This window comes from Acidovorax sp. Leaf73 (assembly GCF_916855635.1).
GTDB classification, from domain to species: Bacteria; Pseudomonadota; Gammaproteobacteria; order Burkholderiales; family Burkholderiaceae_C; genus Acidovorax; species Acidovorax facilis.
On record NZ_CAKASI010000001.1, the window covers coordinates 1,303,096 to 1,317,449 of the forward strand.

The 14,354-nt window shown below is 61.2% G+C and carries 6 protein-coding genes; 1 reads left to right on the plus strand and 5 read right to left on the minus strand.

The window, feature by feature from the left end; all coding sequences use genetic code 11:
- Positions 1 to 93 precede the first annotated feature (93 nt).
- The 4 genes from LPA35_RS06100 to LPA35_RS06115 form a co-directional block, all read right to left on the minus strand.
- Positions 94 to 2,949 carry an Ig-like domain-containing protein gene (locus LPA35_RS06100; RefSeq protein ID WP_228895777.1) on the minus strand — a complete coding sequence of 952 codons (2,856 nt, stop codon included), beginning with the start codon at positions 2,947 to 2,949 and terminating at the stop codon, positions 94 to 96.
- A gap of 1,022 nt (positions 2,950 to 3,971) precedes the next feature.
- Positions 3,972 to 6,785, minus strand: coding sequence for a hypothetical protein (locus tag LPA35_RS06105; protein ID WP_228895779.1), 2,814 nt, complete (start codon positions 6,783 to 6,785; stop codon positions 3,972 to 3,974).
- Between the two features lie 18 nt (positions 6,786 to 6,803).
- Positions 6,804 to 7,670 (minus strand): hypothetical protein, encoded by an 867-nt coding sequence (locus LPA35_RS06110; protein WP_228895782.1) that lies wholly within the window; start codon positions 7,668 to 7,670, stop codon positions 6,804 to 6,806.
- A complete protein-coding gene (locus LPA35_RS06115) occupies positions 7,670 to 12,169 on the minus strand; it encodes a choice-of-anchor U domain-containing protein (protein ID WP_228895784.1) in 4,500 nt (1,499 codons plus the stop codon). Before LPA35_RS06115 ends, LPA35_RS06110 begins: the two co-directional genes overlap by 1 nt.
- A 324-nt stretch (positions 12,170 to 12,493) precedes the next feature.
- On the opposite strand from LPA35_RS06115, the gene LPA35_RS26150 reads away from it, so the two are divergent.
- Positions 12,494 to 12,769 carry a hypothetical protein gene (locus tag LPA35_RS26150; RefSeq protein WP_370641369.1) on the plus strand — a complete coding sequence of 92 codons (276 nt, stop codon included), beginning with the start codon at positions 12,494 to 12,496 and terminating at the stop codon, positions 12,767 to 12,769.
- 70 nt (positions 12,770 to 12,839) lie between these two features.
- Here LPA35_RS26150 and LPA35_RS06125 read toward each other — a convergent pair whose 3' ends face one another.
- A complete protein-coding gene (locus LPA35_RS06125; protein ID WP_228895786.1) occupies positions 12,840 to 14,324 on the minus strand; it encodes a PLP-dependent aminotransferase family protein in 1,485 nt (494 codons plus the stop codon).
- Between the last annotated feature and the right edge of the window lie 30 nt (positions 14,325 to 14,354).

A 14,354-nucleotide genomic window follows, 5' to 3' on the forward strand; every position in this document is an offset into this window, starting at 1 on the left:
AGAAATCAACGGCAATACAAGGCTGCGCTTGGAGTGAGGCCAGCGCTCTGCGGGTTGCTCAACGCCTGCAGGGCTGATGGCGAAGTTCTAAAACTACGAGGAGCCAAAGCTGCTCGGGCCAGGGCCACCCGGGCCAGGCCCGGATCCACCGGGACCAGGCCCGCTACCGCCCCCTCCTCCGCCACCGCCACCGCCGGGCCCCGTACCACCCGAGCAGTCTGGGCAAGTGGGCACGCAGGCGGGCACGAGACCGATGGGCGCACCGGAGCCGCCGCCGTAGCCGCCGCGCCCCCAACCATCGCCACCGATAGAGCTTGGCCCGGGGATGTAAATGCTTGTGCTGTCGCCACTGCCGCAACTCGCCCCCGATATCCGGCTGATGCTGGTGCAGGTGGAACTTTGGCGCTTGTCGCCCGCCGCACAGGTGTAGGCGTAGCCGACGCAAGTGCTGGTCACATAGCTGTTGCAGCCGGTAGCCTTGGCCACGGCCTCCGCTTTTTCTTTGGGCACGGCTGGACTACTGCCGGTGCTCACCAGGTGGCGGATGGCGTGCTGTATCTGCAGGCTGGGGCTGTAGCCCTTGAAAAGAGGGAGCACAGCGGGAGCTGCGCGCCCCGTGGTCATTGCCAGAGCCTGGCGTTTGACGGGTGCCACTGCCGTAATGCGGTAGGGGATGACCACACGGCTCTTGGCGGCCAGCTCGGTAGGCATGTCGCCGAAGAACTCGTACCGATAGCTGGCGTCGCTTTGAGGCAGTGCAAACTCCAGCTCATCCGCGCGCACCAAGCCATAGTTGCTCAGCGCCAGCTCGCCTGTGATCTCTTCGCCCACCTGCATGTCAGGCAGGTTGACGCTCAAAGGCTCCAGCAGCACCACGGGCGCAGGCACCTGGGTCTGGAAAGTGGCTTCCAGTGTGATGTGGTATTCGTCACGGATGGTGGTCTCAGTCACGCTGAATTCAATGCTCACGAGCTGGTTGTCCAGGAAAACGCGTTCATTGGCCGTGAGCCCGGCACGCACCTGGATGCGACCGCTGGCGTCGGTATGCTGGGCTGCGCTGGCACGCCAACGATAGTTGCCGGGCGGCAAATCGGTGAGCTCGGCCAGGCCTTGGTCGTTGGTGGTGAGGGTGCGGATTTCTGCTGTCAGCGCCTCATTCTGCAGCTTGATGGTGGCGCCAGACACTCCGGGAATAGGCTGGCCTGAGGCATTGAGTGTGTTGGTATAGATATCGACCAACTTAAAGCGCACACCACCCTGGCCGCTTTGGGCGACCGCAACGGTCACGGGCACAGAGCCGCCCGCATCGTTGTCCGCGCTCACGTTCAATTGGTACTGGTAGTAGCCATCCGCCACATCAGCACCGGGTTGCGCTGTGACTTGCAGTGGCACGGATTGCCCCACATCGAGGTCACCCACTTCGCCGCTACTGACGAGGCGCACCCACGCGGGAGGTGTTCCGCCCTGGGGAGTGACCAGTTTCGCACGCACTTTGCGCGCCAGCGCCAAGCCCCGGTTGGTCACGGTGACGGCGGCACTGGCGCTGCCCCCTTGCTGGACACCAATCTCTACGAAGCTGGGGCTTGGGCTGAGACCTGGCATGGCCTCGTGCAATTGGTAATCCACACGCAGCTCGGCGCGAGGGCGGCTTCCGCTTTCGTTGGCAAAGGCCTTGAGAATGACAGTGCCTGTAGCACCTGCCGAGGCACTGCCCGTCAGCTTCAGGCTGATTGGAACACCAGCGCCTGCTGGCACATCTACCGGCTGCCCCATGTCCAGTGTGATGCCTGGCGGTAGGCTCCCCGAGGGCTGATCTGCTGGCAGCGCCTGCCAGCGGACACCCGTAGCACCCGTGCCTGCACTGGCGCGGGCCATCAGTTCGACCGATGTGGCTTGGCCCCGGATGGCATTGAGCTTGAAGTGGCTGTAGTTGAAGCTCAGGCGGTTGATGGTGAACTGCGCAGGTGCGGCCTGGCTAGCGTATTGGGTGTCGTCAGGGTGCACCACATACACGGCATAGGTGCCCGCATCGTTGGACTGCGGCACAAAGGTGTAGCTGAACTGGCCTGCGCTATCGCTCACCAGGGTAATGCGCCGCTCGAACCCCTGCACGCGCAGCGCGAGCCTCAAGGTGGCGTTGGGCACAGGCAGGGCGTCAGTTCCAAGCGTGGCCACTTGGCCGGTGATCTGGATCGGCTGGTCGCCAAACGACAAAGCCGGGGTGACGCTCAGGTTGCGGGTTCCGTAGGGCAGCGGCGGCGGGGGCGGGGGGGGTGGCAACTGCTCCACAAGCACCACACGGCTGGCCTGCGACGATTTACCGCTCATGCTGGTGGCGGTGGCCACCAGTGTGTAACTACCATTGGGCAATGCAGTGGAGTCCCACTCCAACGCCCACGGGGCCTGGGTAAGGTTGCCCAGTGAATAGGCTCTTGACGATGCATCGCGCGCTTCAACCACTACCTGGGCAATGCCATTGGCATCAATCGCACTGATCTGCACAGGCACCAGGCCGCGCACGGTTGCCTGATCCGACGGGCTGATAAACACCACGGTGGGTGCGGGCGCCGCAACGGTCACGCTGACCGCAGCACTCGTCGGGCCTGCGCCGCGCGGATTGCTGGCCTGGGCTTGCAGCGAATAGATGCCATCCCCTGGCAAGACAATACTGCCGCTGAAGGCACCACTCTCCCCGGCTTGGATCGGCTGACCTACAGGCTGGTTGTTGGCAAACATCTGCACCAGTGCTGCAGGCTCCGCAGTACCTGCCACGCCGATGGATGACATCGTGAAAGTCGCACCCGCCGTGGGTCGCGTGATGACCGGAGCCTCCGGCGGTCGGAGATCCAGAACAAACGGCAACGTCACCGTAGTGGTGCCGCCTTGTGGATCACGGGCTGTGGCCACCAACACGTGGCTGGCGTTCGCAAGGCCGGTGAATCCCAGCAACTGGCTCGCCAACACCGGATTTGATTCGCTGGTAGGGCCAGGGCTGGGATAGCCTTGCTGCAGAACAGCCACGCCATCTATATATGCCTCCAAGGCCGATACCCCCAATGCACTGTGAGCACTGAGCGAAAGCACACCAGTACGTTGCAACGTTGTATTCGTGGACAGCACCTGACCGTTGAATTGCACGGCCAATGCAGGACCCTGTCCCAGCGCGGGATCAGCCGTCAAGTAGGGCTGGTAGATGACGCCAGGACTGACGCGGCTGCCCTGCCCAGCGGGATTGCCCTCAGTATCGCGAGGGCCGGTGACGTGTCCCCACCAGTTGCCCGAGGCCTGTACAGGGGTGGAGGGATTCTCATTGGATACACCGTAGAAGGAACTCTGGGCCAAACTGCTCTGCTGGATGGTGGGAGTCGCGCCCTGCTCTGCCTGAACACCGATACGGTTGTTTTCAATCCGGCTTCGCAGAATCTGTGCTGATCCTGGGCCTACGACCCGCAAACCGATGGTGCTGTGAGAAATGCGCAACCCTGAGAACGTGTAAGTCCCCCCAGGGACCACCAAGGCAGCGCCTGTGTAGGCAAAGTGGGCGGGTAGCCCCTGGTCACCGCCCGCATAACGCAACGTGAGCCCGTCAATGGCTACATCACTCGGAGCCAACCCCGGCGCCAAGAACAACCCTAGCCAGTCTCCGCGCTGTGCAGTCGCTGGACTGGCACCTGTCTGTCCACCGGTCTGGTCGTCGCGCTCGCTGGTGAGCACCACGTCAGCACCGGTCGCCAAACGGCCTCGCACCACAATGCCAGAACCATCGCCTTCGTCTCCTTGTGCCTGGCCAAATTTGACGACAACTCCGTTACCTATGGTGAGTTGTGCCGGGTCCGCCGCATGTACGGGAGCGAGAGAGACATGAATGAAAAGCCACAATGCCAACACGATGCACACAAAGTGCTTCGTGTTTCGCACCCACAGGAGGCCAGAGGCAATGCAACATGCCATCAGGTACATGACACGTGTCCTCATGGGCGCACCTCGACGGTTTGTGTGAGCGGTGAAAGCCCGGGTACGGTGATGGTGAGCGCTGCGGTACCGGAGGCTATGCCCCTGTATGACATAGCAATGCAACTCTCTCTTGTTGGCCATTCACTCACGTCATCTTCCAGCCTCAGCATTGAAGGTGCACTGCTGGTGATCGACACAGTCATGGGCGTTGGCGAATAGCTGGTGTGCCCGGCCCCGCCGATGCACACCTGTGCCTGCCCGACCTCGCCAATACGGACTGTTTCTGTGTAGAACTGGAAGCCCAGCTTTCGCTCGTCCACCACCACGGGTGCCGTGTAAGCATCAGGGTAGTTCGCGACATCCCCGACCACCGTAGCTTCGATTTCTGTCGCGCCGGGGCGAATCCCCGTCACCGGAACTGCCAAGCTGCCCCACTCGCTGCCTGCAGGAACAATGATTTCTGAAGGCGTAGAACAGACCGTTCCATCGACACAGCGCAAACGGACCGTCAGCGGCTGCGGAATGCTTTCCCACGACCCTTGATAGTCGGGCAGGATGCCCATGTCCGCAGAGAATCCCTGGACCACGGAGAGCGAACTCCCTTCAGTGTTCCAGTTCTTGAAAATCAGGCCACGGTCACCGAAGACTGTCTGCACCCCAGAAATCGCGTTCAAGCGGTCGGGGCTCTGAGCTCTGATACGGTATTTGCCCCGCTGGGCAGCAGCGATGTACCGGGACTCACTGCAGTTTGCCCCTTGCGGGATACGGGTCTGGTGGGCAACGGCGCCGTTCTCTCCACTGTCATAGATGGCCGCGATGGTTCCAGCCGGATTTTGCTCCTCCAGGAGCAGCGTCACGGGCCAATCCTCTACAACTTCCTGGCTACCACCCCACCCTGCCTGGGGTACGGACAGGCAAATGGAGAGGTATCGACGCAGGCTGACATAGTGACGGTCACTGAGACCCCAGTCCACAACAGGCTCCACCACTTGCACCGGCAGGAACGTACTCGTGGATCCAACTGCCTGCGCTTCAACCATCGTTTCGCCCACTGCCAAGCCTCTGATGGGCACGGTGACAGACGTTGCCCAAGCTGGGATGGAGATGGAGGATTGCACACTGCATACGGCTTCGTTTTGGCAGCGCAACTGCACTTGTAGCGGCGCACCTTCCTGAAGGTCGACGCCGTCCCTCTGCCGCGTGATCGTGATGCCACTGGTCATGAGTAGCTGCCGTCCCACCCAGGCCTTGGCGGGATCCTGACCGTATACAGCCCATTTCAGGGTCGTCGGACTGCGCACATCAAAGGGGCCGAACTTGGCATCATCCACACTGGCCGCGCTCAACGTGACCTCGGACTGCCCCTTGGCAAGCGCTCGCAGGAGCCCAGATTGCTGCACAAATGTCTGCCCCTCCGGCACGGTGACCTCGGAGGAAGCAAGGCTCAGCACGGAAGTATTGGAAGACGTCAGCTTGACGACTAGGCCTCCCAATGGCGCAGCATGCTCAAGATGCACGGCTCCTGCATAGTCAAACCCTGCGACCATGGGTGACTGAAGGCCCGGTAACTCAAGCCGCAGCTTCGTGACCTCGGACTCAAACCCGCGAGAAGCGCCTTGGTGGCCCGGTGCTTGGGCCGTCAGGCGCACGGAACCGACGATCAAACTGCGTGCCGTGAAGATGCCTTCTGTAGATCCCTCCGGTACGAGAACCGTTGCAGGAACATCGAAAGCGTTGGATGGCTCTACACCCAGTCGGACCGCGACTCCTCCCGCTGGCGCTGGCAAGGACAGGTTCAATTTGATTGCATAGGGAAGGCCCCTGCCGATCCGGAAGAATGGGGACGCAAATCCAATCGAGGGGAGTTGCACGACACTAACGCGCGCTTGGGCCGAGCCAAGTTCAGGACTGTTGGCCGTCAACACCGCATTACCGACAGACAGCCCTCGCACCTCGAAGTCCGCACTTGCAGCGCCTTCAGGTACCGTCACATTTGCCGTGGTGGCTGCCGCCACACCGGACGAATTACTGCTCAGGCCCACCACCCTCCCCCCCGCTGGCGCGGGATTTGCCAAAACCACCCGCATCGGCGCGGTTGTGCCACCGCCAACCTCAATGCGCGACGGCTCTATGGCCAACGGTGCCTGGCCTATCTCCACCAATCCTTGCCGTACAAGATACGGGATACCCGTCAGCCCCCACGAAACCTGAGTGCGCACGGTGCCTGGCGTGACCACAATCGCGTTGTAGAGATTGCCCTCGGCGCTCAACCCCTGTCCCGATGGGGAAGACTCGAGATCCATGCGGATGGCGGGACCACTATGACGATGGATTGCGAGGTGGCTCAACCGAGGCGAAGACTTCTCCACCACAAGACCGCTTCCATATTCGATGCGCATGTGCTCAAGGCGTGTTTGTGGGCCCCGAGTTCCCGCAAGGAATCGCCACTCGCCCCAATCGCCCGCCGCCGGATTCGCACTGGCAGAAGTGACCACGATTGGCTGGGCCACCGTTCCCACCGCGTGGACGGCCCCTTGGCGCAGCGTGAAGCTGGCAGCCGGTTCCATGCGCACCTGTACGCCGGGTTCAATGGTCAGCGTTGCATCTTGGTCCAGGGTGACATTGCCCTGAAGAGTGACAGGAGACTGAGAAATCGCCCATACGGTGTCGACTGTCAGAGTGCCACTGACTGTCAGTGCTCGGGCTGCAAAGGGAGTTGCCAGCCACAAGGCCAGGAAGACCGCAAAAGTCACATTTTGGATAGAGGTGAAACGATTGCCGCCCTCCACTTTCCTTGCCATTGTTCGCACCAAAGAATCAATGAATCGCATGAAATGAATGCCTTCTTCTCAAGAGCCACAGATGCGCGGCAATGCACGCCCTGCGTGGGCTGCAGACTGTTGTTGTTGGGTCAGATATGCGCGATAGGCGGTCCATCCGCCGTTCAGCCACGCCAAAGGCTGCATTCCCCGTTCGCGAGGAAGCTGTTGCGCGCGCGCAATCGCCATCTGCTGTCCCGGCCCATCGGGAGCGACCACAAGCCACTGATGGTGGGCTTCCGAGGGTCTGGCGCGCTCCGCGTCGACAACCGCTTTTTGAAGCGCCATACCGTCGGCTGATAAGGGCAGCGCCACCTCCGGAGGGAGGGGCAGATCGGCGACCTGATCAGCCCTCAACCCGACACCGACGATGCGCCATTGACCATCTGTGGCGCCCAGCCAGAACTCCTGCGGCGTCAGCAAATCCTCACCCGGTTTCTGACTCCAACTCCGAGCCCCGCCGAGCAACGTGCGGACACGCGTAAACCCCTGTGCGCGCAATGCCACGCAGCTAAGGGTCAAAGCACGCAGATCCACTCCGGATCCGATCAGGACCAGCGGTTGATCTCGCAAGTATTTCCGGTCTGCCACCGCTGAGAGGGACAAGGCGACAGTGCCTGGCAACAACACACGTGCTGGCATCGGCAGATCCCGGACATCCAACCGCATCCAACCCTCGTCGCGTGCTTCCTGCGCGCCGATCCAACAGGCTTGCTCTTGCGCCGAGTAGGGCTTCGGCGTTGCACGGCCAAACACAGGAATCGCAGGCTGCGAATAGTCCTCACGCAGGCAAGCCCGCGCATCGGACTCCTGTGCAGCTACCCAATGGGTGACCAGAGACAGCGCGCAGAGCATTGCCGCCCCGACGCGCCTGGGGCGAAACAATTTTTCGTCCATCATGTCCTCCAGGTGCGGTGGCGCAGCGCCAGCCCGCCCACGGCGATCAGCATCAGGCCGAGCAGCACCAGTGCCCTGTAGTCCAGACTCGGAATGGCCGCAGGAACCGCTGCTTCAATCACTGGGCCACCCGGGTCGCGAATCACACCGTTCACACTCAGATCGTCATCACCCCAAGCTCCATCTCGGATCGTGTAGCGAACCGTGTTGCCACTGATATGCAATCCTGCGGGCGGGTACCAGACCTTGCGACCACCCGACAGAGGCGTCACCCCGTATTTGAGGTAACCCGTGATGCCGCGCAGGTCAGGCCAGGTGGTGGTAATCGTGACTTCACTGCCAGGGGTGCAGCCAATCAGTTCAAAGTCGAACACGCCATGTGGCAACAAGATGCGTCCCAACACGGCGCCCATGCCGGAAGGCGGTAGTAGTTGCGTAGCTTCTGGGTTGAATCCGCAGCCAGCACCGCCACCAGAAACACGGGCGGTGAATGCACCTGAACCCGTAGCTGTAGTGCCACCGAACTGGGGCGTTGGCACTGGACCAGCCTGATTGGTCAAATCGAACAGCACGGGTGCAACTTGGCTGGCCGTGAGTGTGACTCGCGCTTGGAAGGTGCCAACAGTAGCGGTGGCGCGCAGCACCGGAGAAACAGCTACGCCGTTGGCATCGGTTGTCACCTCTTCTGCCCGCGAATTTCCAACACCAGGGGTCTCAAATTGCGCCGACGCACCCGTTGTCGGAACTTCAAAGCGCACTGCCACACCGGCCTGCGGACGATTTTGTGAATCCACAACCCGAACGCTCAGCGGTTTTGCGAACAAGCTGCCCACGCGGGCGGACTGCCGATTGCCATCAAGAACCGCAAGTGCCAGAGTAGGCGTGGACTGCGCCCGGTTTTCCAAAGCAAAGACTGCATCGGTCACTGCACCCGCTACGCTAGCCCTGGCCTCATACACACCGACAGTTGTGCTCGCAGTCAGTACGGGCGAGCGAGCTACGCCCTGGGCGTCTGTAGCTGCCGTTGCAGTCCGCGCACCACCCACAAACGTAGCGCTGGCACCCGTTGATGGCAAGTCGAAGCGTACTGCTGCTCCCGCGACAGGCTGCCCACCGGCATCGCGAACTCGCGCAGACAAAACTTGAGCAAAGGGCTGGCCCACAGAGGTGAATTGCCCTCCTCCGGATTCAGCGCTGATCTGCGGAACTGGTGATGTGACATCCGGCGTCCAGCGTGTCTGCACCAGGAAGAACCAGCGCGCGACATCCAATTGCAACTCCGCAACTGACGGTGCGCCAGGCAGGGCCGCAAGCTGTTCTAACTGAGCTTGCAGGATAGCAAGTCGGTCTAGAGCGGAGCCCCATTGCCCAGCGGTCTGTGCCTGCGCAACTTGCTCAGCGCTCGTGCGAGATTCAGCGATGGCCGCCTGCACGTCTGCGGAAGTGCCATCCAGGGACAACAGAGCCTGTTGAATCCGCGGTACCAGCGTATTCAATCCCAACACCTGCACCGCTAACGTGCTGGTTGCCAGCGCGGTCTGATTGGACTTGGCAAGCAGCCGAGCCACCACATCGCCCACCGCCGATTCCGCCGGCATGAGCAGCGCGAGCTCCACCTTCTGCTCCTGCCCAGCTGCCAAAGTCATGTCCCACTTTGGCTGAGTGGCTGTGGAGGTGCCAAGTGCTGGAGGGACAGCATCGCGGTACTGCAGCGCAGCTGGCAACTCCAGCTCCAAAGTCATTGCCTCAGCTGGTGCCCCTTGTGCAGCCAAGCTGCGCGCTTTGAGCTGCACTCCAAAGGCGCTGCCCGAAAGAGCGGGTTGCGTGCGCACGGCAGGAGTCAACGCACTCAGCTGCTGCTCTGCAAAAGCCGACCAACTTGGGTGAGCAGAGTCCATCGCAGTGCCCAGCAATTCAAAGCCGACCAGCAGCGTCTGGCCATGGCCGAAGGTATGGCCCGCGATGGCTGGTTGTCCTGTACCCGCATAAGCAGCCATTTGTAGCGCAGAGGTCAGCTGCAATGCGTAAGCAGTCCCCCGCGTTGGTTGCGCAGCGCCGCCTTGCAAGGCCACCGACAGGTTGTCTCCTGCCGGTGAATTTGCAGGCATGGCTCCCAGCATGCCGACCATGCCGGGCAACTGGGCTTCGCTGGCACCTTCCACGACAAGAGAGTCTCCGCGGCGTACTGCTGCACGCACTTCGGCCAGCGCAGTGGCATCAAGCCCCTGCGTGCCTCCCACGAACCACAGCACGTTATAGCTGCCGCCGCGCAGCGCAATGCGCCAATCGTTCAATTCCGTGGATGCACGCACGTGGGCGGCACGCGAAGCGAGCCAGGTGCGGGCCGCTTCAGCTTTGTCGAGGGCGCACGCTTGAGGATCAGCGGGTGTGCCAGTGGGCAGGCATGTTGCCCACACCAGCACACGAGCTTTGGCAAGCAAGGCATGGGTGAGATCTGCACCGCCCTGTCCATCCTTTCGCACGATCAAACCCAGGTTTGCCTGGTTGTTGTCAGTGGCGGTATCGGTCGTCTGCGCACCAGCGTTGACAGTCCATGTGACGACACGGCTGTTACTGCCATCTGGAAGGGCATCGGCTCGAACCTGCAGCGTCAAAGTTGCGGACTGGTCTTTGGCAAGGTCTCCCACGGTCCAAGCACCCTGTGCATAAGAGCCGAGCGAAGCATTCGCCGCCTGATGCACTAGCCCCGATGGTACGGGCGACTGCACCACTACGGCAGAGGCGGCGTCAGGACCCGCATTGCGGACGGTGAGTGTCACTGTGGCGATTTGAGTGGGCTTGAGTTCGCTCACGTCAGCCTTCAAACCGATGGACACGTCCGCCTTACCCCCATTGCTCAAGGTTGTCTTGCGTTTAGTGACCACGTAGCCAGTTGCTTGCGTGCCCGCTCTCAACACGATGTCACTGATCAGGCCAGGCACGGCCTTGCCGCCCGCGCTGCCAGCAAGCCAGGTTCCGTCGATCCATCCGTCCCGCGAAGCAGCCTCAACCTGGTAACGACCAGGCGCAAGCCCCTGGAACGCAAACAGGCCCTCGGTGTCGGTGTATGCCTGAACGGTCACGTTGCGTCCGAGGTCGTCTACGCCCTTGAGCGTCACCCCCAGGTTGCCTTCAGCCGGCTCGCCCGCATCACGCACGCTGTTGCCATTGGTATCACGGTACGCCAAACCATCCAATGACGCATTGGTTCCGTTGGTAAAGATTAGGCTGTACTGACCCGGAGTGTCGTGGTCGAAAATATGAACGTAGTGGCTCCAGCTCAGATCCGCATTGCGCGCACGGGAGAGCCAGAAGTTTTGCGAGACCAGTTGCTTGCCATCGCTGCGCAACACCTGCACCAGCTTGCGTGCACCTTGTCCAGGATCGGGCAGCTTCACATGGACCAGGCCCTGCGTTGGAGGAAACTGCAGAGACATGTTGCCCCCCGGCTCCGCCGTCAACGCGGCTGAACCTGAGAGATTGAAGACAGGGGCATCGCTTCCCTGCGAGTCATAGACGCGGTATCCATCGCCTTGTTCAGCGAGGAAGTCATCGATATCGTCATGCGCAGGCAGGTCGATACGAACATCGTGGACCAGTTTGTGGGTAACCACATCCTGAACCAACGAAGTGACAGCACCGCCCAGCGAATCCGCATGAACGAAGCTGGCATTGAACTCGGTGAAACGCCCTGCCAAAGAGGTTTGCATGAGCCAACGGCCCATCTTTGCGCTTTCAGGGCCAATGTCGCCAAAGTCCAGCAGCAAACTCTTGCCTGCTGGCTCATTGCCTACAAACCCACCCAAGATGGTGAAGTCGATCAGCAAGCCCTGACGGTTCTCGACGATTTTGGGCTGGGCAGACTCTATCTGCGTCTTGGGGGCAGAACCGGCGCCTTTGTTGAGCACGCGCACGCCCAGCGTGAATGGCTCAGGCAACTCCACTGCAGGTGTGAACGGATCGTCTGCGTACACATCCGTGGGCAGAAAGTAGTCCAGCCGCAGGAGCGGCTGGGGTCGCACGACGACATAGTCGGGCGTGACTTCGACCGTGGTGGTTTCGCCGCTGATTGTGTAGGTGACGCGCGCACCGATGTAATACAGCTTGCCTTCTGCCGTAGTTCCACCCGCCCCTTGTGCGGGAATGAGCAGCCAGCGGATATCTGCCGTGGTCTTGGGCGCGAGACTGGCACTGCCATCCAATGCGGACAGCCCACTGAGGTTGTCCACGCGCATGAAGAACGTGGCTCCGGTAGCCGTTGGGTCGGTGGTGGCTACGACCTCACGCTGATCCCGATCCTTAAAAAGCAGTTCAATCTTGACGTTGGACAGTGCACTCGCGTCCAAACCGTTGCGAATGACCATCCTTGCATCGAAAGCCTGCCTCTCTAGGGAGAGCTTCTGCTCGATGACGATTTTTACTTCGGCGCATTCAGCGTCTTGCGCATTGGCAAGACGTGCGTACAGACCTGCAATGCTCACCAACACAGCAACGACCATCCACAACCAATTGAATTGGTTGTGCCGTGGGTTGTGATGATGATTTCCCCATAGCCCTCTCACGCGCATGCGTGCCCTCCCGTGCTTATTGCTTTTATCTGGGGTCTTTCAGCCGCACCTCCCAGTGCTTTTGTGCTGAGCCCGCTTCAAATTTGTTGCCGGGATGATAAGTGGATTGTTTGTAGCCAAAGTTACAACACGTATCCGGTAAGCATGTAGCTCGGACCAGACTCGACGTTGACAGAGAATCGTAAGCGGCTGGGCATCCCATCTTGACTAGATGGCTGCTTGCAAGCGGGGCAAATCTGCTACCTTCGTTAACCCATGCCGACGCTCACCCCACACAACGACTGGTCTGATCAAGACTGTATGCAACTCGCGTTGAAAGAAGGGAGGCGTGCGCTGCCCGAGTGCCTGCCCAACCCACCAGCGGGCTGTGTGCTCCTGAAGAACGGGCAAGTGATCGCGAGCGGCTACACCCAGCCCCCTGCCCACCGAAGGCTCTATGCCCGCCTCGGCCAAGCGTTCGGTTTACCGAATGCTGAAGTATTGCGATCCCCTGTCGGAGTGCTGAATCAGGCTGCTGTCTCGCTCGGGTGACGATGGTGAAATGTCAAGCGTAAATGGCGAAGAAGTGGTGGATGGATTCGCCATCGCCTGACCTCCAGATTCAGCGCTCTAGCGCACGCAGTACAACCGCGAGGTTTTTCACCGCGATCTCCAGTTCCTTCGGCGCATACGCGGCAAAGCCCATGAGAAACCCGGGCCGGCACACGCCCGATGCATGCAATGGCGTAAGCCCCAGCAAATCGATACCGACACGCTGCGCTGCGCCGATGACTTCCAGTTCGGGAATATCGCGAATGAGCCGACAAGGCATTTGCATGCCGCCGTCCGGTACTTCTGGCTCCACGAAGTCGGCCAAGTGCTCGCGCACGAGCTGCTCTAGAACATCGCGTCGCTCACAATAAACGGCACGCATGGTTCGCACATGCGCCCCGAAATGCCCACCCTCCATGAAGCGCGCCAGGGTCAGTTGCGCAATTGGCGCGCTGTGTCCATCCAGTAAGGTGCGTGCGGCGGTCATCGGCGCCACAAGCTCAGGCGGAAGCACCATGAAGGCAATACGCAAGCCCGGAAACATCGACTTGGTGAATGTGCCGATGTAGATCGTTCGCTGGTTCGGGTCCAGTCCCTGTACGCAGGCCGTGGGTTTTCCCGCGTAATGGAACTCGCTGTCATAGTCATCCTCGATGATCCAGGCTTGGTGCTGCCGGGCCCATTCGATGACGTCCAGCCTCCGGTCCAGCGCCAACGTGACTCCGGTCGGAAACTGGTGCGAAGGCGTAAGAAACACCGCCTTGCCCGGTTGTCGCACCTTGCGCAGGTGCCCCATCTGCATGCCCTCGGCATCCAGCGGGACGGGCACGCATTCCAGCCCCGCGGCGTCGAACGCCTTGCGTGCGCCGTGGTACACGGGGTCTTCAATGAAGATGCGATCGCCAGCGTCCAGCAGCACGGTTGCGCACAGGGTCAAGGCTTGCTGGGAACTGGTGACAACCAGCACACGCTCGGCCGTGGCATGTGCGCCGCGTTCAAGATTGACGTAGTTCGCAATCGCGCGCCGTAGCGGTTCCATCCCTTGCGGGGGGCTGTGCAGCAGCGCTGTGGTGCCCCAGTCCTTCAACACCTGCCGCTCCAGCCGCTCCCAGGTGGCCAGTGGGAAAGTGCGCGTTTCCGGCACGCCAGGAGCAAACGGGCGAGGAGTCAGAAAGTCTCGCACCCCGCCAGCACGGTACATGGCCGTACCGCGCTGGCTCAGCCGAAGAGGTGCCCGCTGTGGTTCAAGGCGCCGCGCCCTGCCACGTCCAGGCAAACGCAAAGCCCGCTCCGAAACGAAGCTCCCGCTACCCACGCGTCGCTCGATAAAACCCTCTGCATGCAACTGGCTGTATGCCGACTCCACTGTGTCGCGTGACACATCCAGCGACTTCGCCAGGGCGCGGGAAGCAGGCAACGGTGTGGCGACATCGAGTGCGCCGTCGAGTATCAGTTGCCGGATCGCGCGTTGGATGCGCGCGTGCAGGGGCAACGCGCCATTTGCCGGATCAAGGATCCAGGCTTTTACGGATTCGAGTTGCGCATGCTTGAACAATTGGCTGGTATCACATCAAAAAATTGGTGG

Coding starts and splice junctions, on each gene's coding strand:
- LPA35_RS06110 (WP_228895782.1), bottom strand. CDS start 7,670: ATGGACGAAAAATTGTTTCGCCCCAGGCGCGTCGGGGCGGCAATGCTC.
- LPA35_RS06105 (WP_228895779.1), bottom strand. CDS start 6,785: ATGCGATTCATTGATTCTTTGGTGCGAACAATGGCAAGGAAAGTGGAG.
- LPA35_RS06115 (WP_228895784.1), bottom strand. CDS start 12,169: ATGGTCGTTGCTGTGTTGGTGAGCATTGCAGGTCTGTACGCACGTCTT.
- LPA35_RS26150 (WP_370641369.1), top strand. CDS start 12,494: ATGCCGACGCTCACCCCACACAACGACTGGTCTGATCAAGACTGTATG.